19 protein-coding genes and 3 tRNA genes are annotated in these 21,745 nt (G+C 49.4%); 6 read left to right on the top strand and 16 right to left on the bottom strand.

Going from position 1 to position 21,745, the window contains the following annotated elements:
* Positions 1-118: 118 nt before the first annotated feature.
* Positions 119-397 carry a hypothetical protein gene (locus CCY32_RS16750; RefSeq protein ID WP_088332796.1) on the bottom strand — a complete coding sequence of 93 codons (279 nt, stop codon included), beginning with the start codon at positions 395-397 and terminating at the stop codon, positions 119-121.
* 181 nt (positions 398-578) lie between these two features.
* Here CCY32_RS16750 and CCY32_RS16745 point away from each other — a divergent pair, with 181 nt between their 5' ends.
* Positions 579-2,213 (top strand): replication endonuclease, encoded by a 1,635-nt coding sequence (locus tag CCY32_RS16745; protein WP_088332794.1) that lies wholly within the window; start codon positions 579-581, stop codon positions 2,211-2,213.
* Positions 2,214-2,333: 120 nt separating this feature from the next.
* Here CCY32_RS16745 and CCY32_RS16740 read toward each other — a convergent pair.
* The 6 genes from CCY32_RS16740 to uvrY all read right to left on the bottom strand — a co-directional run bounded on the left by CCY32_RS16740 (position 2,334) and on the right by uvrY (position 6,256).
* Positions 2,334-2,420: transfer RNA gene (locus CCY32_RS16740), tRNA-Leu, on the bottom strand.
* 305 nt (positions 2,421-2,725) lie between these two features.
* Positions 2,726-2,799 (bottom strand) — tRNA-Cys (locus CCY32_RS16735).
* A 12-nt stretch (positions 2,800-2,811) separates the two neighbouring features.
* Positions 2,812-2,887, bottom strand: a tRNA-Gly gene (locus tag CCY32_RS16730).
* A gap of 200 nt (positions 2,888-3,087) precedes the next feature.
* Positions 3,088-3,651, bottom strand: coding sequence for a CDP-diacylglycerol--glycerol-3-phosphate 3-phosphatidyltransferase (pgsA, locus tag CCY32_RS16725; protein WP_088332792.1), 564 nt, complete (start codon positions 3,649-3,651; stop codon positions 3,088-3,090).
* 90 nt (positions 3,652-3,741) lie between these two features.
* Positions 3,742-5,568, bottom strand: coding sequence for an excinuclease ABC subunit UvrC (gene uvrC / locus CCY32_RS16720; RefSeq protein ID WP_088332790.1), 1,827 nt, complete (start codon positions 5,566-5,568; stop codon positions 3,742-3,744).
* A gap of 43 nt (positions 5,569-5,611) precedes the next feature.
* Positions 5,612-6,256: a UvrY/SirA/GacA family response regulator transcription factor gene (uvrY, locus tag CCY32_RS16715; protein WP_088332788.1), complete on the bottom strand. Its 645-nt coding sequence runs from the start codon at positions 6,254-6,256 to the stop codon at positions 5,612-5,614.
* 589 nt (positions 6,257-6,845) lie between these two features.
* Here uvrY and ansA point away from each other — a divergent pair.
* Positions 6,846-7,853, top strand: coding sequence for an asparaginase (ansA, locus tag CCY32_RS16705; protein ID WP_088332784.1), 1,008 nt, complete (start codon positions 6,846-6,848; stop codon positions 7,851-7,853).
* Positions 7,854-7,941: 88 nt separating this feature from the next.
* Here the strand turns inward: ansA and ybaK are convergent, their stop codons facing one another.
* Positions 7,942-8,418, bottom strand: coding sequence for a Cys-tRNA(Pro) deacylase (ybaK, locus tag CCY32_RS16700; protein ID WP_088332782.1), 477 nt, complete (start codon positions 8,416-8,418; stop codon positions 7,942-7,944).
* Between the two features lie 7 nt (positions 8,419-8,425).
* Entirely contained in the window at positions 8,426-8,974 is a 549-nt protein-coding gene (locus CCY32_RS16695) for a DUF2058 domain-containing protein (RefSeq protein WP_088332780.1), read from the bottom strand.
* 116 nt (positions 8,975-9,090) lie between these two features.
* Between CCY32_RS16695 and CCY32_RS16690 the strand changes: the two genes are divergently transcribed.
* On the top strand, positions 9,091-9,480 hold the full coding sequence (locus tag CCY32_RS16690) for a hypothetical protein (RefSeq protein ID WP_088332778.1): 390 nt from the start codon (positions 9,091-9,093) through the stop codon (positions 9,478-9,480).
* A 116-nt stretch (positions 9,481-9,596) separates the two neighbouring features.
* Here CCY32_RS16690 and CCY32_RS16685 read toward each other — a convergent pair whose 3' ends face one another.
* Positions 9,597-10,838, bottom strand: coding sequence for an acyltransferase family protein (locus CCY32_RS16685; protein ID WP_088332776.1), 1,242 nt, complete (start codon positions 10,836-10,838; stop codon positions 9,597-9,599).
* A 132-nt stretch (positions 10,839-10,970) separates the two neighbouring features.
* Between CCY32_RS16685 and CCY32_RS16680 the strand changes: the two genes are divergently transcribed.
* Positions 10,971-11,816, top strand: coding sequence for a LytTR family DNA-binding domain-containing protein (locus CCY32_RS16680; protein WP_246840658.1), 846 nt, complete (start codon positions 10,971-10,973; stop codon positions 11,814-11,816).
* Positions 11,817-12,096: 280 nt separating this feature from the next.
* Positions 12,097-14,025 (top strand): PHB depolymerase family esterase, encoded by a 1,929-nt coding sequence (locus CCY32_RS16670; RefSeq protein WP_088332770.1) that lies wholly within the window; start codon positions 12,097-12,099, stop codon positions 14,023-14,025.
* 285 nt (positions 14,026-14,310) lie between these two features.
* On the opposite strand, the gene CCY32_RS16665 is transcribed toward CCY32_RS16670, so the two are convergent.
* The 6 genes from CCY32_RS16665 to acs form a co-directional block, all read right to left on the bottom strand.
* Complete coding sequence (locus CCY32_RS16665; RefSeq protein ID WP_088332768.1) at positions 14,311-14,520, bottom strand: DUF3185 family protein; 210 nt, start codon at positions 14,518-14,520, stop codon at positions 14,311-14,313.
* Positions 14,521-14,720: 200 nt separating this feature from the next.
* Positions 14,721-15,533, bottom strand: a complete 813-nt coding sequence (locus CCY32_RS16660; RefSeq protein ID WP_088332766.1) for an alpha/beta hydrolase-fold protein — start codon at positions 15,531-15,533, stop codon at positions 14,721-14,723.
* On the bottom strand, positions 15,530-16,048 hold the full coding sequence (locus tag CCY32_RS16655; RefSeq protein ID WP_088332764.1) for a GNAT family N-acetyltransferase: 519 nt from the start codon (positions 16,046-16,048) through the stop codon (positions 15,530-15,532). The genes CCY32_RS16660 and CCY32_RS16655 overlap by 4 nt, the downstream gene beginning before the upstream one ends.
* 29 nt (positions 16,049-16,077) lie before the next feature.
* Positions 16,078-17,082 (bottom strand): adenosine deaminase, encoded by a 1,005-nt coding sequence (add, locus tag CCY32_RS16650; RefSeq protein ID WP_088332762.1) that lies wholly within the window; start codon positions 17,080-17,082, stop codon positions 16,078-16,080.
* 47 nt (positions 17,083-17,129) lie between these two features.
* Complete coding sequence (locus tag CCY32_RS16645) at positions 17,130-17,789, bottom strand: response regulator transcription factor (protein WP_088332760.1); 660 nt, start codon at positions 17,787-17,789, stop codon at positions 17,130-17,132.
* 80 nt (positions 17,790-17,869) lie between these two features.
* Positions 17,870-19,813: an acetate--CoA ligase gene (gene acs / locus CCY32_RS16640; RefSeq protein ID WP_088332816.1), complete on the bottom strand. Its 1,944-nt coding sequence runs from the start codon at positions 19,811-19,813 to the stop codon at positions 17,870-17,872.
* 236 nt (positions 19,814-20,049) lie between these two features.
* Between acs and CCY32_RS16635 the strand changes: the two genes are divergently transcribed.
* Positions 20,050-21,204, top strand: a complete 1,155-nt coding sequence (locus tag CCY32_RS16635; RefSeq protein WP_210401762.1) for a DcaP family trimeric outer membrane transporter — start codon at positions 20,050-20,052, stop codon at positions 21,202-21,204.
* The last annotated feature ends 541 nt before the right edge of the window (positions 21,205-21,745 follow it).

Genomic DNA, 21,745 nt, shown 5'->3' with positions numbered 1-21,745 from the left:
CCCTATGATAACAAAAACTCTCGTGTTAACAATTGTATATGAAAGCTAACTTGTACCTCAAATCAAGGCAACGAGAGAACGCCAGCGTACACAACTTGTTGGTAACAGCTACTATTAGCTATACGACCTCTATATCCTTTACTTCAAGACGGTCTAATCCATCGAAACCATATTGAACCTTACAGTCTATTGGGTAATCGATTTTGAGAGTTTTCAGCTTGTTATATGCAAGATCAGTTATATTTCTACTCTTTGACATTAAACCAATCCCATCACTATTCTCACCAACCCCTTTAGCGTCTACAGCAACCAAAACCTGCTTGAAGTCATACTGTTTTCCTGATTTAGATGATGTTCCCGAATTATGTACGAGACCTAAAATAGTTTCTTTTTGCATTTTCTATACCTCATCGTAAGTAAATATCATGTATAGAATATCATCGCCTCAATGGCCTATCTTCTTGATTTAAAGTTTTATTCCCATAGATTTTGCTGTTCTGTTTTGTAGTCAGCTATCTCTATTAATACTCTGAAGAAAGTCAAGTTGTGAATTTTTTTACAGGGCGTAGATTGATCTCATGACTAAAATATCGCCTTTTAAATTGAGCCTTTTTGTTAAAGGCGGAAGAAAAGTACACATTGAAAAAGTGACTACTGATTTGTGGCTATTTCTTAATGAACAAATCAGAAGCTTGGAATCGGGAGCAGTTTCATTTAGTCAGTTCAAGTCCAATGTCCTAGTAAGAGCAAGCTTTCTTGAGCCAATTTTCTCTAAGCAAAACCCAGTAGATCGGTTAAAGAGTGACAAAACTTTAAGACGTGCGGTGTCAAAACTATCGAAAAATGTAGAATTATCAAGAATGGTTAAGCATTGGAAAAAAACAGATAGAAAATCATCATTGGAAGTGCGTAGATTAACCAAAGCAATAAACGAAAGTGCAGACAACTTTCTTAAAAACCAAAACTTCAAATCAAAGGATGGGAGAATCTTCAAACTCGGGGGATTAGCTGAGAGACAAAAAATTAAAATGGGGGAGCGCATTGCAATAACCAAAGCTATGGAGCATGACGCTAAACAAAAAGGGATGGATTGTTTGTTCTTTACCGTTACATGCCCTCCCGAAATGCATCCCTCTCCCAAGTATGGGAAGAATAGTTATAACGGTACTCATCTACAGGAATCAACTAAATTTCTTAATAAGAAAATATCATCTAGCTTTAAAGAGCTAAGCAAAAAGGGTATAAGTCGTGAAAATAGTGATGTCTTTGGGTTTAGAGTTATCGAGCCCCATGATGATGCTTGTCCACACATACATTGCTTACTTTTTATAAAAAAAGCTCATATAAGAACTCTAGTTGAGGAAGTTTTAAAAGCTTTTGATTACAAAAATCAATTTACCTACAAAAGAAGGCTACGCAACGACTATAAAAATAAAGTAGACATGCTAATGATGTCTTTATTGCTCTCAAAAATAAATGAGTGCAAGACACCCAGCATACATTTCAAACTCATTAAAACAGTCAATGATGCTCTGACACCAGCTTCACCTTCTTCCTATCTCTTTAAATACATGTTTGAAGACTACGATGCCTTCCTAGAAGACGATTTGTATGGTGATTCTTTCGGTGTGGCGTCTTGGCGAAAATTCGTTGGTGCAAGATCATATGCCGTCGTAGGTTGGAAAGGGTTCGTGACAGCTTGGAGAGACTTTAGAAAAATTTCTGAGAAGACATTGCTAACGGTTGATAAAAAGACATCTAAGCCTGCTTTGTTAGCCAAAGGTCTAGAGCTTTACGAAAAAAAACATTGTGGTGTTTTAGTTGCAAAGTTAAAACAAAGCCATAGCCCCCCTCACCTACGCATGCTTGAATTTAAAAAACTTCTAGACTCTTACTCGATCGAGTGGGTATCAGATGAGCATTTGAATAAATTCAACGAAAAAACAAAGAAAAAGATCGGGGTAGCTGTAAACAATGAGATTCTACTCTTCGGCCTATACGAAAAATCTACTGCTCGAAATGCAGTTTTGAGTTCACTACAAACGATTAAAGATGCTTTTCGCCGCTTCACTCTCATGGTTACTCCGACACTTAAAACAAATTATCCAAGAATTAGTCGGACTCATATCACCATTGCTTACTTTCTAAGTTCAGTTGAACAATATGAGATATTTCGGTTAATAAGCCTGACTCGAAATCGAGATCCGCCTTAGCAGGTCAACAACGGGAAGTGGAATCATCAATAAACAGAACTATGAACAACTATGAACATAATTTTTGCGTATATTTTAGAGGTTTTTTATATGACTTTTATCGTAAGTCATTGATTTAAATGGTGCCCGGGGCCGGACTTGAACCGGCACGCTGTTACCAGCGAGGGATTTTAAATCCCTTGTGTCTACCAATTTCACCACCCGGGCATCGGGGGGATTTTTGCCTTTTCAGTGAACTGTAGCATGAACTGCCTGTGGCAGTTTCCTTGTGGTCGTTTCCGGCATCCTGCCTCTCACGACACTTGTGCATCCTGCACATCGTCTACCAATTTCACCACCCGGGCATCGGGGGGATTTTTGAGAATCTAAAGTTCAATGTCTACCAATTTATTCGTCACGTCCTGTGACTCACCTGCTACGCAGGCCAGCTTCGCTGTTCAAATTTGTTCCTGACAAATTTGTCACCACCCGGGCATCGGGTGACACTTACGTGTTTAACGAAGGTGTAAATATGGAGGCGGAACCCGGAGTCGAACCGAGATCCACGGATTTGCAATCCGCTGCATAGCCATTCTGCCATTCCGCCAATATGAGAATTTGGAGCGGGAAACGAGATTCGAACTCGCGACCCCAACCTTGGCAAGGTTGTGCTCTACCAGCTGAGCTATTCCCGCTTAATTCTTTGTTACTTTCTACTCAACACATTGTGCTGAGCTCACGCCCCGACGAGTACTTATGCTGACCCGCTAAACGTGACGCTGAATTCTACCTTCAACACCCTTGCTGTCAACCACAAAAGTCGCTTTTTCATGCCGAGTGCTGTTTTTTTGACTTAAGTGCGTTGTTTTCACACAACTGACCAGATGCTGCGCGATTAACCCGCAACCAGATGCTTCCAGGCCGCACGCAAATAATCGATCATCGACCACACAGACAATACTGTGGCAAAGGCCAGTAAAATCTTGCCCAGGGTCACCCAGTAAATCGGTACCCCCATAAACACCTCAAGGCCGGACACGAGTCCAATTAAGGCCAGCATCTGTGCCATGGTCTTGGCTTTGCCCATCAGTGAAACCCGCACCTCGGCACTCTTGCCTGATTCGGCCATCCACTCTCGCAGCGCCGAGACAAAGATCTCCCTGGACATCAGCAAAATGGCGCAAATGGTAATCCATACCGTGTCATAGTGATGGATGATCATCAGCAAGGCTGCACCCACAATCAGTTTGTCTGCCACCGGGTCAAAAAACGCGCCAAAGGCCGTGCTCTGCCCTAACCTGCGGGCCAGGTAGCCATCAAACCAGTCAGTGATCGCCGCCAGCCAGAAAATAAATGCAGCGGTCTCATGCGCCCATTTCCAGTCGAGAAAAAAGACGACGACAAACACCGGAATGAGCAACACCCGCAGGCTGGTGAGAATATTGGGAATAGTCCACATATTGAATATCTGTCTCTGACTCTTTTTGTTCTTTTCAGGGGCCAATCTTAACCTAATCCGACCAGCTTGACCTGACTAATTATGATCAATTTAATGATGAAGGTACTGATAAATATCCTCTGCCAGCTCTTCACTTATACCCGGCACCCTTGCCAATTCCGAGGCACTGGCTTTGAGCACCTCCTGCATCCCACCCAGGTATTTTAGCAGGCTCTGTCGGCGCTTTGCGCCTACCCCGGGAATACTCTCCAGGCGAGACTGGGTTTTGGCTTTCTGGCGTCGGTTACGATGGCCTGCTATGGCAAAGCGGTGTGCTTCATCACGAATATGCTGAATCAGGTGCAATGCCGATGAATCGGCATTCAGGGGAATGGTGGCGTGGCTACCCGCCAGAATCAGGGTTTCCAGTCCGGGTTTGCGACTGGTGCCTTTAGCCACCCCGATGAGCATGGGCATTTTTTCGTGCGGCCAATCTTCAAACTGATGTTCGGCCTGGGCCAGTTGCCCCTTACCACCGTCTATAAAGAGGATATCCGGTATTTTTGCCGGGTCTTTCACACTGCGATACCGGCGTTTCAGGGCCTGAGCCATGGCGGCATAATCATCACCAGGCGTGATACCTTCAATGTTGTAGCGCCGGTAATCGGTCTTAAAAGGCCCTTCACGATTAAACACCACACAGGAAGCCACTGTCTGCTGGCCTGAAGTATGACTGATATCAAAGCACTCCATTCGCTGAATGGGATTGTCCAGCTCCAGCACACTCTCCAGTTCAAGAAAGCGGGCAAACACCGACTTCTGATTACTTTGCTGCGTTTGAAGCGCATTCAGGGCATTGGTATTGGCCAAATCAAGGTAACGACGTTTTTCGTCCCGCGCGCCCTGAAAAAATTTCACCGTGTGGCCCGCCTGTTTGCTGAGTACCTCGGCAATCGCATCGGGCTCGCTCAGTGTCAGCGGCAATACAATCTGACGGGGAATGGATTTATTTCCGGACAGATAAAACTGCAACATAAACGACTGAAACACTTCCTGTGGTTCTGCCTCACCGGGCACCTTGGGAAAAAAGCTCTTGCTACCCAGCAATTTATTATCACGGATAAAAAATCCCTGCACACTGGCAATACCGTTTTTGTAGGCAAAGCCGAACACATCCATCTCTGGTTGGTCGCCGCTTACCCATTGCTGCTCCTGTACTTTGCGCAGCGCACTGATCTGATCGCGATAGCGCGCGGCAGCCTCAAAGCGCAGGTCAGCACTGGCCTGTTCCATTTTCTGCACCAGTGTTTCAATCACTTCCGCGTTACGCCCTTTGAGAAAAAGCCGCGCCAGTTGTACCTGTTGCTGGTATTCATCTTCACTCACCAAACCACTGACACAAGGGCCGGCACAGCGCTTTAACTGGTATTGCAGACACGGACGGGTACGGGCCTTGTAGTAACTGTCTTCACATTGACGAATAGGAAACAGTTTTTGCATGCTGCGCAGGCTCTCACGCACTGCCGAGGCACTGGGATAGGGCCCGAAGTACTCCCCCTTTTTTTTGCGCGGCCCACGGTGCACCGTCAGCCTGGGATGGGTATGCTCGGTCAGCAGGATAAAGGGATAGGACTTGTCATCTCTGAGCAACACGTTGTAACGGGGCTTGTATTTCTTGATGTAGTTATTTTCAAGAATAAAGGCCTCGGTTTCCGTGTGCGTCACCGTCACATCCATACTGGCAATCTGGCGCACCAATGACTGGGTTTTAACACTATCGACGTTGGCCCTGAAATAACTGGCCACCCGCTTTTTCAGGTTGCGCGCTTTACCCACATAAATCACCTCGTTTTTGACGTTGTACATGCGGTACACGCCCGGCTGTGGGGTCAGGTTACGGACAAAAGCCTGGTGGTCAAAACTGGCGCTTTGGGTCATGGCGTCAACATCTGGGTAGCAAGAAAAGGAAGATAATGGTGTTTTAAGACTGTTCGTGACTGATTAACTTGTGACGCAAGGCCAGATGCGTTAATTCCACATCCCCGGTGACGCCCAGTTTTTCGAACATGCGATAACGATAGGTATTCACCGTTTTAGGCGTAATACTCAGTTTGGTTGCAATATCCGGGACTTTTACCCCTTTGGTGAGCATGATCATGATCTGCAACTCACGGTCCGAAAGGTGCTGGAAGGGGTCGGAGTCATTTGAATCTAGCCGGCCCAATGCAATCTGCTGAGCGATCTCCGGTGCGATGTATTTTTGCCCCGAGCATACCTGAAAGATCGCCCGGTTCATTTCCTCTGACTCGGCATCTTTGGTGATAAAGCCCCAGGCCCCGGATTGCATCACTTTTGTGGGGATCGGGTTTTCTTTATACATAGACAACACAATCACTTTAATATCGGGGCTGTAACGCAGAATCTTTTTAGTGGCCTCCAGCCCGCCCATGCCTGGCATGTTCATGTCCATCAGCACCACATCAGGCTCATGGTTGCGGCAAAACTTTACGGCATCTTCACCGCTACTGGCTTCACCTATCACGTTAAAGGAAGATTCTGCTTTGAGGATCAATCGGATACCGGTTCGTACCAGATCATGGTCATCAACTAATAGTATCTTTATCAAGGGTTAGCTCCGAGCTGTTTTTATGTTGAGCTTTATAGTGTTCCCTGACCACAAATTCTCTGCTGTTGTGTATCAAACAGGCTCCGCCTGCACAACACGTTGTTATTATCGGTAAAAGCTGCTGCTGAGGCGATTCCAGCCTTTAATAACGTCCTCTTTTCCCTGGCCCGTAGTAACGGCCTCGCAAAAAGCCACCTGACAGGAAATGCGCCAGCGATCACGGCAGCCAGAGACTAAAATCGGGCCGAGGGGTGCCCCCCCACAGCGGCAATTAAATACGATGAGTCTGACTTTCTTTACCATCCGCTAGCTTACCTTAATCAGTATACTCAAGTCAGCATAAACGCACACCTGAGCTGACCTCTATTGTATTCATGACGTCACCATGAACAAGACTAATATCATAAATATCCGGCTGCCGTCAGGTATATCCGCACGCCACACGGTATTCTTTTGCGGCACAATCACCGCCCGCCCGGTGATGCTGGCCTGAGTCGCAGACACAGGGAAATATTCTTGCTGGCTCTGGTTGCCGCTGCGGCAAATCAGTAGAATGGGGGCAAATTCCCGTTCCAAAGCCGTTTATCTCATGAAAAAGCACATCTATGTGGCCTACACCGGCGGTACTATTGGCATGCGCCCTTCCAGTAAAGGCTATGTCTGCGTACCGGGATTTTTGTCTCAGACCCTGGCCAAAATGCCGGAGTTTCACCGTCCGGAAATGCCCCAGTTTACCATCCACGAATACGATGAGCTGATGGACTCTTCGGATATGTCGCCCACAGACTGGCAGCACATCGCCGATGATATCAAGGCCAATTATCAGGACTACGACGGCTTTATTATTCTTCATGGTACCGACACCATGGCGTATACCGCTTCGGCCCTGTCCTTTATGCTCGAAAACCTGAGCAAACCGGTCATTGTGACCGGTTCACAAATCCCCCTGGCAGAACTTCGCAGCGATGGTCAGATAAACCTGCTCAATTCCTTGTTTCTGGCAGCGAATTATCCCATTCATGAAGTCTGTCTGTTCTTCAACAATCAGCTGTTACGGGGCAATCGCAGCCGTAAGATCCACGCTGACGGTTTCAATGCTTTTGGCTCACCCAATTTCGGCCCGTTGCTGGAGGCCGGCATCAATATCGAAGTGGTAGAAGGTCAGGTGCAACCCATCGAGGCGCGCGAATTAGAGGTCAGCCCGGTGAAGGCACAACCTATTGGTGTGGTGACCTTATACCCAGGAATTAGCGCCGAAGTGATTAGAAATACAATACAACAGCCTGTAAATGCACTGATCCTGCTTAGTTATGGTGTGGGTAACGCGCCGCAAAATCCGGCGCTACTGGCACAGCTGGAAGCGGCCAGGGAACAGAATATTATTGTTCTCAATTGCACGCAGTGTCTGCGTGGCAAGGTTAATATGGCAGGCTATGCCACGGGCAATGCTCTGGCCGAGGTGGGTGTGGTGTCCGGTGGTGATATGACCCTTGAGGCAGCGCTGGCTAAACTGCACTATCTGCTCAGCCAGAACCTGAGCACTGATGAGGTCAGACAGAAACTCACTACCAATCTGCGTGGCGAGCTTAGTGTATAACCGTCTGCCAGATTCGGCTTTGGCGCTGATGTCATAGAATCATGGTGAAGCATGTGCGATACACCGACCGGAGTAAAAAAGTACCGCATTATGGTTCACCGAGGCTAAGCGGCGCATATTGCGCGCCACTTAATCGTTGTAGTTCATCCGGTGCCATGGCGATTTCCAGCCCTCGCTTGCCCGCACTCACGTAAAACTGTTCAAGATTACAGGCACTGTCATCAATAAAGGTGGGCAGGCGCTTTTTCTGCCCCAGAGGACTCACCGCACCTAACTGATACCCCGTACTGCTTACCACTTTTTTCGTCTCGGCCAGAGCCGCCTTCTTGCCCCCGGCAACACGCGCCACCTGTTTCAGGCTGAGTCTGGCCAAAGCCGGCAGCATCGCCACCACCAAAGTGCTGCCATCAACCTCCACCACCAGAGTTTTAAAAATATGTGCCGCATTCACCTGCATCTTATCGGCGGCTTCCTGCGCATACTGTGTCACTGTGGCATCATGCTCATACTGATGCAGACGAAACGCAACGCCATGGCGTTCAAGTAAGCTGATGGCCGGTGTCATGCTGGTTTTACCACATCAGATCGTCAGGGATCTCATACTCGGCATACCAGTCATCCACCTGCTCGTCCTGACTTTGCTCAACCTTATCCGCCCTGAATAACACCAACTCGGCATCGCGCTCGGCAATTTTATCCGCCACAGGCATCGGCACGACCTCGTATGTCTGAGCAAATTTGACGATGGCCAGTTTGCCCTGGCTGATGTGTTTATGGGTAGCGGTGTCCACGTAGATATGCTTGACCTTGGTTCCGTCGGTAAAGTTACAGGCAATATCACCATTGCCTTTCGGCTGGCGATTCACTTCAATCAGCTGCTTGATTTGAGCGGCAATGGCTTTTTTCTCGGCTTCCAGCCTGGCCTGTTCATTGAGTTCGCGATCCCTGGCTTTCTTGGCTTCCATTGCTTTTTCGGCCGCCAGCCTGGCTTCGTCGGTCTGTTCCAGCTTATGCTTTTTCTGGAGTTTGGCTTGCTTGCGCTTTTCCGTTTTAATTTTCTGAGCTTTTTGCTTATCTGCCAGCCCGGCTTTGAGCAATTGTTCCTGCAGAGAGGGTGCCATATTGAAACTTTCCTGTACGCTAATCAGGCGGGTATACTACCCCAATTCAGCGCCGCGGAAAAACCTGCGTACGGCATATCGGACGCAGCAATGACCACTCAAACAGGAAAGTCGCAATGCAACACCTTCGCCAATCACAGTGGCTGACACTGCACCAACAATATGAACACTATGAAATGCTCGCCCTGGTGATCAAGCTCGTCGCCGTCGTGCTGACTCTGGTTGCGGTAATGTTTGCTGCCGCATACTGGCCTGTGTTACTGATTCTCGCCGTACTCTGGTTACAAGAAGGTATATGGAAAACCTTTCAGGCCAGACTTGAGGCCAGCCTTCTGGCACTTGAAACACAGGTCACTGACGATGACCTCCTGCCCCTTTACACCAACTGGCAACAAAACCGCCCAGGCCTTTTCCCATTGGTGGCACAATATCTGCGCGCAGCGCTTCGTCCTACCGTCGCCTATCCCTATCTCGTTTTGATGTTTATTGCTCTGCTACCGGGGTGATTTAATCCCTTTGCTGCGCGACGAGGAACACAACACCACCATGCCCGCGCATACGGGCGTGCTGAGTGCTTTAAAAAAACATGCCCATCGGTGTGCTCTCTGAGTAAATTGATCAGTCAACGGTTGACTGGGTCAGCGTTAAGCATAACGTCATCTTTTCGTGGGGCACCGTTCCGTCTGCTGTCAGATGGGTCTGATTTCCTCAAACCGCATAACCAGCGTAACACAGCAATGCGGCGGATGATCTGATAACCCAAATAACAGCCGCAGCAGGTCAACAACAGGATCAGAAGGGCCTCCACACCCGATGAAAGCTTTAACGCTTCTAAATTGGCTGCAGCCACAATGATCAGGGTCTGATGCAGCATATACCAGGGAAGGATCGCCTTGTCCGTATAGCGTAAAATCCGGCTGGGGCGATTCAGAAAGTATCCGGCCAGCCCCACCACAGCAAGGATCCAGGCCCAATGATTGACAGCACTAATAAAGCCATACAGGAGTCTTACTGCAACAATCTGTTCAAAATGAGCCTCAAGCGAAGGAAAGGCATTATGCCTGTTCAGGATTAGAAACAGATATCCCGCAAACGCGAGCAATAACAGCGGGTAACGCCATACAATCACTTGCTGCCACCATTGCCCCTGACGCGCAAACAGATAGCCACCAACAAACACCGGAAGATACTTGGCGTGATTATACCAGTCATTTACCAGGTCATGACTGCTCGGAAAGCGACTCTTGAGCAAGTACCAGGCAGTGAACGAAATACAAATAACCGCCAGTAACGCCCAGCGCCCATTCAGTCTTGCCAGCCATGTGCTGGCTGCCAGACGATTTAACATCGGCTTTAAGCCTATGACCAGCATGCTGTAACACCATAAGTAAGGCAAAAACCACAGATGGTTCCACGTCAGAAGACCTATGACGCTGTGATGCTCAGGCAACAACGCTGTCCAGGGATTGATGTATTGCAGCCAGAAGCTCCAAAAACCGGGCTGGATAAGGCCCTGGTCCAGAGCCTCATAGTATGGTTGGGGAGCCACAATCACAAACATACCAAACAGCAATGGCACAAACAGCCGGCTGGTACGCAGCATTGCCAACTTTCTGGCTGGATATTTATTCGCCACCAATGCCAGTGCAATGCCACTAATGAAGAACAATAATGACATCCGCCATGGGCTGGTTAGTATCATCAGATCCTGTAACCAGACAAAATTAGCGTGATAGTCACTTTTGATGTGCCACCCCCAATCCGCAACATAGTACATCCCCAGGTGGTAAAGGATGAGTAGGCCAAAAGCTAAAGTCCGGAGCCAGTCAATATCATAATGACGGTTATTTAAGATTTGAGTCATAACATGTCCTCAGGTTAAAGTCTGACGCCAACCTTGTGCGGATGCCCTGCCTTAACCAAGGGGAAAAGGTTAAAGTGATTGAGCCTGGGGATAACAGGTGGAATATTGGGATAAATACTGGAGGCAATGCCCGTGAATTGGTTCGAACATTTTGATCGGCATCCGCGCCGCTATGTCGCGTTGCTGTTGATGGCCTACCTGTTTCTGAATAACAGTATCAACGCTACCTCAGTGTGGATGGAACACAGCCGCAATGGTGTACCCAAAATAGAATTGTGGGAGCCATTTGTTTGGGAATACTCCAGCGCCATATCCGCATTAATACTGGCTCCACTGTTATTTGCCTGGTTTGCGAGGTTGCCACTGCGCCTGGACGGTTTAAAACACCAGTTACTGCTGCATTTCCTCGGCACATTGGTGTTTGCGTTGTTGCATGTATCTGTGATGGTTGCACTGCGTGAAATTGTATATGCAATGGCAGGAAGCAGTTATGAATTCGGACCACTTGTCAGAGAGTTTTTTTATGAGTACCGCAAAGATGCGTGGGGGTATTTTTCCTGGCTGGTGTTGTACCAGCTATATCAATTCGTCTATAGCCGCCTTAAAGGAGAAGCGAGACCTGTAGATGAACAAGAAGACAGCCAAAGCGCAGTGCCTGAACATTTTCTGGTGCGCAAGCTGGATCGTGAATTTTTGGTGCGCACAAATGATATCGAGTACCTGGAGTCCTCAGGAAACTATGTAAACCTTCACAGTCATGGGCGCATCTATCCTCTGCGAGCCACTTTGGGTGAACTGAGTAACAGATTACAGAGCAAAGGGTTTAGCCGCATCCATCGAAGTTACGCAGTCAACCACAACGCAATCGATAGCATCAGCTATCAAAACAGCGGTGATGGAGAAATTCAGCTTAAATCTGGTGTTAAGCTCAACCTGTCGCGTCGTTATAAAGACGCATTTAAGCTGGCCTTATCATAAACTGATCATCGCCCCATAAATCCTCTTACTTAAAGTGCCCGGTCACAATTAATAGCCATGTTCGGCGTTAAATTTTCTGCAACCAGGCTCTTTAAACGGGAAATATTCATTGCGTAACTCATTTCCCTCAGCACTAAAGTAGTAGGTCATATTTTCACCAACCCACCTAAGGTAGTACCTGATGAAGTGCTCTCCCGTCATCAGGGAAATTTCAGTTTCAGGAGCTGCAAAGGGAGTACTGGCTTCATCCGATAAAAATAAACAACGTATGGAGCTCATAATGATAAAAATATTCAGGCAATCTGTGGTATTGCCATTCCTCACTCTTGTGTGTCTGGCTATAACCTGTGCCAGCCAGGCTGGAAACTGGCAAAACAATGTCACGATTGGTGGCTTTAACAACGTCCATATTTATACACCCGACACCACCTCCCCAATAGGCGAAGGAAAAGGCCTGTTGATTGTGCTGCATGGCTGTACGCAGAGCATTGATGCCTACCTTTCGGCCAATTTAGAAGATGCTGCCGAGGAATTTGGACTGGTCATTGCGGTACCCGATGCCATGAATAAGGCGGGTTTCGGTTGCTGGTCTTACTGGCAGGGCACCAAATCGCGCAGTGCCGGCGACTATAAAAACCTGATTTCCCTGGCGACGACCCTTTCCGCTGACACGGTGCGCGGAATTGATGCTAATCAGGTCTATATTGCCGGGCTGTCTTCCGGAGCGACCTTTGCCAACACCACTGCTTGTCTGGCACCAGACGTGTTTGCCGGTATGGGGATCAGCGCCGGACCGAGCATCGGTACCAGTTCAAATGGCGCGCTGGGGCCCTGTGAAACCGCCGATGTGCAGGCAAGGTGCAGCCAGTATGGTTCAGGCTATACCCCGTTTTTTAACTCACAAATCGCGTCATTGGCCTTTGGTCGCGACGATACTACCGTCAATCAGTGCTACAACCAGCAAAATGCCGATGGTATGGCGGCGGTATATGGCGTCAGCCCCTTAGCCGATAGTAATCAGATTAGCGAAGGCTCCGGGCGCACGGCTGATGAAAAGCTCTGGCAGGATAGCCGTGTGTCGATGCTTTGGTTTGATAACGTAGATCATGCCTGGTCTGGCGGCGCAGGGGCCAGTGGCAGTTACATCAACGGTAATGGTATCAATTATGCCCGTTATCTGGGGCAGTATTTTCTCGACAACAATCAAAGAGTAAACCGCAATACTGCACCCACAATTTCAGATATTCAGATCAGTGTCAGTGGCCAGGTCATCAGTATCTCGGGTCAGGCCAATGATGCTGAAACCTTTGTTGAGCAGATTGACGTATCCTTTACCGATACATCGGGTATCCAGCTAACATCCAGCACCGTGATTGAAAGCAACAATGCGTTTAGCCTGCATAGCCCTGCCCTGGATGATGACCTTTATGTTGTCCGTATCACCGCCACTGACAGTGAGGGACTTACCGGCGATGCCTATCAAACCACTGCCAGAGTCGGGCCAGCACCACCACCGCAAGCACCGGTGCTAAGCAATCTCGCTGTCACAACAGAGGCACAATGTGCAACCGTCAGTGGTGATGTGGTGGACGTTAATCAGGATCTGGCCAGTGTGGTAGTCAGTTTTGATGTCGGCGATATCACGGCAACGGTCTCTGCAACAAGGTTCAGTGCCACTGCCTGCAACTTACCCGGGGGCACCAATACCGCTATTATTACCGCAACCGATGATGCTGGCCTGATGATTTCAGACAGCCTCAGCTTTTCCATTGACGCAGGTCAGACGGCCACGCTCGATCAACATATCAGTGCCGCAAGACTGGACTACACGAACTACGCCAATTGTTATCTCGAATATGGTACTGAGCGCTTTAAGCTGAATGAAACCCAGATAGCCAGCAATCAATGTCAGTGGCAGGACGACGACAATTCATGTGCAGGCCCTGCGCAAAGTTGCAGTTTCGCAGGCGGTGGTGACGGAGACGATGGCAGTGATCCGGACACGCCTCCAGCATCTGACTGTGCGCAGTTTACGACCTCCAATTACTATCACAAAGTGGCTGGACGTGCCTACAGCACAGGGAATTATTTGAGTCCGGACTATTTCGCTAATGGCAGCGATGACCCGATGCCAGGTTCTACCTGGGGTAACACAACCCTATCATCACTGGACGATGTAAACTGGTCTGTAGGGGCTTGTCCTCAATAACCTGGCGCAGGTCAGTTAAGTTAACGAACGTTTCCCGCGGTTATATCAACACAGGGATACGTCGACGGGCTTAACTGACCCGATGTGATGGCACACCCTCGCTGGTGTGCCCGCTTAAGGTAGGTTTTTACACTGTTAACTGGCAACGCAGCAGGAAAGACAAACCCACACGTGAATAGTGCCCCAATTTCAGGGTAAAGCCTCCAATCTGGGCAGATGGAGGCGTTAAGGAAAGGTTGCCGCGCTGTCTCTGTGTCTAAACCAGGGGCAATATGTGAAAGGACCTTATTTTTTAATAAACAGGTACAGGCCCACAATAAAGCTGGCGGCGCCGCCAATCAGCATCATCATGGTCTCGTCACTGTAAGAGCCAGTCACCGCCTCGGTAACTTTTCCCGCAGTGGAATCGGCCTCATTGAAACCCCACACAGCCAGACCAATGCCAACCACCATTAATATCAGGCTAAGAATTTTAGTATTTGTATTTGCAGCCATTTTTTTCTCTTTGTTGTAAGTTGAGAAAAATCAGCATAGCCATTTATAACGACGCTGTACAGTGCTTATAAAGAGCAGACTTTGCCGCCAAATCGCTGTTGGAGTTTGCCCTGCACAGGCATCGCCGCCAACAGGCTATGAGAGACTCAGAAAGCCTCCGTGTGCCTGGCCAAATTCCGATATCACTGGCGCAACAAGGGTTACTGACGACTCAACCATCTCATGCCCTGCACTACTGTGGTAGGCAGTGCCAAACTGGCATCCGCATCATCAACAATGAGCAGTTTCAGGGAAACGTCAGGATGACGCCAGGCGGCAACCTGAGTGCGCAAATCGATCGCGTCACTGACCACATCGGGCGCCTCCGGCTGATAAAGTGGGGTTTCCTGCTGTCCCACACCAATGAAAACCCGCGCCTTTGTGAGACGCTGACTATTAATGGCCTCCACCACAAGACGGGCACTTTTGCCTTCATCATAGGTAAATGCAGGGCTGGCGATAAGGAGATCATGAAAGAGTGGAGGCTGTGTTGCCACCAGCTGAAACCCCAGCAAGGCACCGCCGCCATGACCAATAAAGGTGCGCTGTTTGCTGCTGGCCCGGTAACGTTGTTCAATGAGTGGTATCAGCTGACGTCGCAAAAAACGATCATAGTCAGCCAGTTTTTCATGGTAGACGGTACGATCAATGGCTGTTCGCGGTTCGCCTAAGCCCATATCCTGACTGGACGTCGCAAAGGCAACGATAATTGCTGGCCGGATGGTATTTTGCTGCATGGCACGGCGACTCGCCCCCACCACCAGTGCAAAATCAGTGCTATCGCCGAGTAAATAGATAACCGGATAGCGGGTTTTAAACGCGCTGGGCTGGTAGTAATCGGGCGGCAACTGAACGGCAATCTGATAATTGACGCCGGTACCGGCATCCGGCACGACTCTCATTTCGGAGCCGGGCAGACTGACAGAGGCCTGCACCACTGCAGGCAAGAGTATCCAAAGCGCCAACCACTTCATTTTTTACCCCTGTGTTCACGTTCAGCCAACCCCGCCGGGCGATAAGCCATAGCCACATTACAGCGGGCATAAGCTTTACCATAGCGTTGCATAATGTCCTCGCTGTGCACAAATCCATTTTTCTCATAAAGGTGGATCGCGGCCGCACAGCGGGTATTGGTCAGTAAATACAGGCTCTGTTGTTTGCACGAATTCACGTAAGCGAGAACCACATGCAGCAGTTGCTCTGCGACCTTCATGCCCCGGGCATGCTCATACACCCCCATCTTGGTAAGCTCAAAGACCCCCTGCCCCTTATTCAGCAGTGCGCAGGTCCCAACCACGCCTAATCTGGCATGGCGAGCGAACCAGATCATACCGCCAGGGGCTATGATGTGACGGTGCGGATCATTGAGCATGGCAATGTCTGTTGCTTCCATCACAAACATCTGCTCAATCCACTGGCGATTGATGTCCAGAAAATCACCTGCCAGCTCCTCGCTGTAGGGTAAAATTTCCAACTCACTGACTGACATCAGGTTCACCACCTCTGCACCGGAGTGAGTTATGCTTTTTCCGCCTTGCGTGCATACAAGGCCTGCTTATCGGACTCTGAAATAAATGCCGCGGTCACACCGTTTCGTTGCACCTGCTCCAGTTGTGCGTCACTCAGACCAATAATCTCTTTTGCCACCCGATATTCGTTTTCCAGGTCGATATTGGAGACTGCCGGATCATCGGTATTCAGGGTGACACACAGTCCCCGTTCTAAAAACAGTGGCATCGGCGAGTCCGCAATCGCCTTTAACGTGGCAGTCTGATAATTGGAGGTGGGACAGGATTCCACGGCTATCTGGTGTTTGGCCATATACTCCATCAGCTTATCGTCTCGGGTTGCCGCCACGCCATGTCCGATGCGACTGGCACCGAGCTGCTCAATCGCATTCCAGATACTTTGCGGGCCATCAGCCTCCCCGGCATGCACGGTAATGTTCCAGCCAGCGTCACGGGCCAGCTTAAAGTGCTCAAGAAATTGTTGTGCCGGAAAACCCAGTTCATCACCGGCCAAATCCAAAGCCGTGATCTGCTCTTTACATGCCAGCAAGGCATCCAGCTCTTTGCGACAGGTATCGGCACCAAAAGTGCGGCTTAAAATACCAATCAGATTGGCCTGAATACCAAATTTCTCGCTGCCGGCACGCACGCCATCGATAACGGCCTCCACGACCTCAACCATATCCAGGTCAAATGCTTTGGCCATGTAGTAAGGAGAGAATCTGAGCTCCACGTAATCCAGGGAAGACTCATGGGCATCTTCCATATTCTCCATCGCCACCCGATAACAGGCGTCAACATCGGCCAGTACCGACACACCGTAATCCAGCTTTTGCAGAAAATCGAGCAGATCGCTGGTCTGGCCCTGAACCTGTGTCAGCGGCAACAACGCTTCATAACTGTCGGCGGGCAACACAATGCCGTGCTGCTGGGCAAGCTCCCAGATGGTGCGGGGACGAATATTGCCATCCAGGTGGCGGTGCAAATCGGTTAGAGGCAGATGGGGATTGATCATCGTTACTTCCCTTATAACAGCGGTAAAAGGTCAGTATATCAACACCTTTACTCTGGTGCAGAACTTTGCGGTGGTTCCAGTTGCAGCTTTTCCGCCAGCAATACAGCCTGGGTACGACTGTACACATCCAGCTTGCGGAAAATCGCGGTTACATGGGCTTTCACGGTTGCTTCGGTTATGCCCAGTTCATAGCCGATTTGTTTGTTTAATAAACCGCTATGAATAAAGCATAAGACTTTGTATTGCTGAGGTGTAAGCTCTGCCACCCTGGCAGCCAGTTGACGGTTCTGGTCGTCAATGTACTGAATTTTCCCTTTCAGCGCTTCGGGAACCCAATTGTCACCTTCGAGTATGGTATTAATGGCCGCGGCAATCTGCTCTGAGGAGGCGGATTTGGGGATAAACCCCAATGCGCCAAAACTCATGACCTTGGCCACCACCTGTGGGTTGTCACTTCCCGAGATCACCGCTACCGGCACCGCTGGAAAATCCTGACGAACCCGAATCAAACCGTAAAGATCGCCTGAACCGGGCATGTGTAAGTCCAACAGCACCAGATCCAGATCGTCGTGCTCCTGCATACAACTGAGCGTGCTTTCCAGTGAATCAGACTGCACCAGTTGCAACGGTGAAAAGCGCTGCTGCAGGGCACCTGCCAGCGCTTCTCTGAATAAAGGATGATCATCGGCGATAAGAAATTTTGCCATGCTCAATGCTAATCAATGAAAGCGTCGCACCAGTGTCTAACATTTTGATGTCAGACACCAGTGACGGCGGTCGCAAAGATCTATTTATTCAGCCGGTTTTCGATCAACGCATCCACTACCGCAGGATCCGCTAATGTCGAGGTATCCCCGAGACTGTCAAACTCATTGGCGGCAATTTTGCGCAGTATCCGGCGCATGATTTTGCCCGAGCGAGTCTTGGGTAAGCCATTGGTCCATTGAATGAAATCGGGGCTGGCAATGGGGCTAAGGTCATCGCGCACAAACTGACGCACTTCCTTGGTCAATTCATCACTGATCTGGACACCATCGGTGGGCAACAGGTACACATAAATCCCCTGCCCCTTGATATCGTGGGGATACCCCACCACAGCCGCTTCGGCCACCGCAGGGTGCTCGACCAGTGAACTCTCAATTTCTGCCGTGCCAAGCCGGTGTCCGGAAACGTTCAGTACATCGTCCACCCGGCCGGTTATCCAGTAATATCCATCCTCATCACGACGGGCGCCATCTCCGGTGAAATACAGATTGGCGTAGGTGCTGAAATAGGTTTGTTCGAAGCGGTCATGATCGCCCCACACCGTTCTTGCCTGGCCCGGCCAGGAATCCGTGATCACCAGATTTCCGGATACAGCGCCTTGCAAAAACTTGCCATCGCTGTCTACCAGCGCCGGTTTCACACCAAAAAACGGCAAGGTCGCTGAGCCAGGCTTAAGGTCAGTAGCACCGGGCAGTGGTGTAATCATGATGCCACCGGTTTCGGTCTGCCACCAGGTGTCCACAATGGGGCACTGGTTATTACCGATTTTATCGTGATACCAGTCCCAGGCCTCAGGATTAATGGGCTCGCCCACACTGCCTAGCAATCGCAAAGAATCCCTGGAGGTACCCTGCGCCGGCAAATCGCCTTTTGCCATCAGCGCGCGGATGGCTGTAGGCGCCGTATAGAGAATATTCACCTTGTGCTTGTCTACCACCTGGGCCATACGACGCACATCGGGATAGGTGGGTACGCCTTCAAACATCAGCGAAATCGCCCCATTGGCAAACGGTCCATAAACGATATAGCTGTGACCGGTGATCCAGCCCACATCCGCAGCGCACCAGTAAACATCGCCGGGTTGATAATCAAACACGTATTGGTGGGTTATGGCCGCATAGGTAAGATATCCACCTGTTGTGTGAACCACCCCTTTGGGTTTACCCGTCGAACCGGAGGTATACAGAACAAACAACGGATCTTCGGCATTCATCGGTTGCGGTTCGCACACAGGCTCACAATCGGCACACACCTCGTGCCACCAATGATCACGACCCGCTGTCATGTGCGTGTCATCGTCAAGCAACTTAAAGACGATTACCGATTCGATGCAGGCTGTGTTGTCGCGCTCCAAGGCTTTATCCACATTGGCTTTCAACGCGACTTTATTGCCTCCGCGGCGACCAAAGTTAGCGGTCAGTACCATTTTGGCCTGACAATCTTCCACACGGTCAGCAATGGCATTAGGAGAGAAACCACCAAAGATAACTGAATGCACCGCACCGATACGGGCACACGCAAGCATGGCAAAGGCTGCCTCCGGTATCATCGGCATATAAATAATAACTCGGTCCCCTTTACCCACGCCCCGCGCTTTCATGGCATTAGCCAGTCTGCACACCTCATCGTGCATTTGCTGATAGCTGATGGTCTTATCCATGGAAGGGTCATCCCCTTCCCAGATAATGGCAGTGGCATTGGGATTTTTCTTTACGTGACGATCGATACAGTTATAGCTGGCATTGAGCTGACCATCGGCAAACCACTGGATATCCACATTGCCTTTTTCGAAGCTGGTGTGTTTCACCTGGCTATAGGGTTTAATCCAATCCAGACGCTTACCTTGCTCCGCCCAAAACCCCTCGGGATCATCCACAGACCACTGATACAAGCGCTGATACTCCGCTTTGTCTGCGTGGGTCTGATGTGCCGGATAAGACGAAACGGGATGTACTTTATGCAACATAATCTGATCTCCAATCTGTTGGGTATCCATGGTAAGCAGCAACGGAAGTTAACATATTAGACCTTAGTCTTAGCTGTGTTTTTAACATGATTTTAAAACCGCGTCAGGCTCCGCGTTATCACGGTCAATCTGGCCAGATGGCCAGCGTCAAGACCTTGGTCGAATAGACTAAGGTCGGATTGAGCAAAATCCAAGGGTGCAGGATTGTTAATGAAAAGTAAAAACGAGGATAACCTATGAAACCCTGTACCCTATTCCGTACTACCCTGTTGATGAGTGCACTGGCCGGCACCAACGTTGATGCCGCTGGCCTGCAAAATACCGATTTCACCTTCAGTGGCTATATCAAACTGGATGCCATTGCCAGCCAGTACTCCAGTGGCAGTCTGCCTTCCGGCAATATTGGCCGGGACTTTTACATTCCCGGACTGACACCGGTCAGTGGCGAGGACGAAGGCACCACTTTTGATATGCATGCCCGGCAAACCCGGTTTAAATTTTCCAGCAATACTTCCCTGGCTAACGGGCAGTCACTCAAAGCGACACTGGAACTCGACTTTATGGCCACCCCAAATGGCGACGAGCGGGTCTCAAACTCCTACAGCCCGAGAATGCGTATTGCCACCATTGAATACAATGGCTGGTTGTTCGGACAAACCTGGAGTACCTTTCAGGATGTTTCTGTACTGCCTGAAACCCTGGATTTCATCGGCGCAACCGATGGTACCACCTTTGTACGCCAGGCCATGGTGCGATACTCCCACAAAGGCTTCTCCGTGGCCCTTGAAAACCCGGAAACCACCGTTACCCCCTTTGGCGGTGGCGCGCGCATTGTGACCGATGACAACGCCGTACCGGATCTGGTTCTGCGCTACACGCACAAACAGGACTGGGGTCATATTTCAGCGGCAACATTAATTCGCCAGCTGGCTTACGATGATGGCAATACTATCGATAGTACAGAAACCGCCGCGGCACTGAGTGTTTCAGCTAAATTTATCTTTGGCAAAGACGACCTGCGCATGATGTTTAATACCGGCTCGGGCATGGGACGCTACTTAGGCATCAACGCCGCAAACGGGGCGGTACTGGATAGCACGGGAGAGTTACAAAGCATTGACTCCAGCGGTGGTTTTATTGCTTATCGGCATGTGTGGACCCCACAATGGCGTTCTACCCTCAGTTACGCCTGGTTTGATGCCGACAATGACACCACACTGACCGGTGTAAGTGTCACACAAGCCACCCGCAGTGCCAGAGTTAATGCTATCTACTCTCCCAGCAAAGAATTAAGCTTTGGACTGGAATACTCCCACGCACAACGGGATATGGAAAACGGTCTCGACGGCGACATGGACAGGCTGCAATTCTCTGCCAAATATACCTTCTGACCCCGCTTTGTGGCTGACAGCCGCCCCTGTCAGCCAGCTTCCACCTGCTGTCATGCCAATACGGCGAACTGCTTAAGCGCTAAACCTGCAAGAAAAGGGCTGTTTTTCGTCTGTGCTCTGCTCACCTGCTTTGAACTCTGAGGGACGTTCAACTTAGCTTTCTGGCTAAACCATGTAGTGATAAATATCGAGTAACCCATTCAAGGAACTGCTGCTCTTTTGTACAGGTATAAGTTAAATTCACTCAATTTCCGCAAGAAATTCTCGGTTTCACACATCAGAAAGTCTCGCTTTGCCTCATAACGTTAGCGATAACTTATTGAAACTACGGGATATTAGCTATAGCGGTACGTGCATACCGGGACCATTATAAATCCCAATTCTCGCTTTCCCCGCGGCTGCTTATGCACAAAGCGCTGGTAGCTGGCTCCAAGCTATTGTTAACATGGGGAAAATGAATAGAAACTGCGAATAAACGGCACTGCGCCATCTGCGGCATACCGTGAATTCATGGTAATAACATTGTTATAAGGCACGGAAT

The organism is Lacimicrobium sp. SS2-24 (assembly GCF_002201535.1).
Taxonomy (GTDB): Bacteria; Pseudomonadota; Gammaproteobacteria; order Enterobacterales; family Alteromonadaceae; genus Lacimicrobium.
The sequence above is the reverse complement of the archived record's forward strand: the minus strand, read 5'-3'. Positions and strand labels throughout refer to the sequence as shown.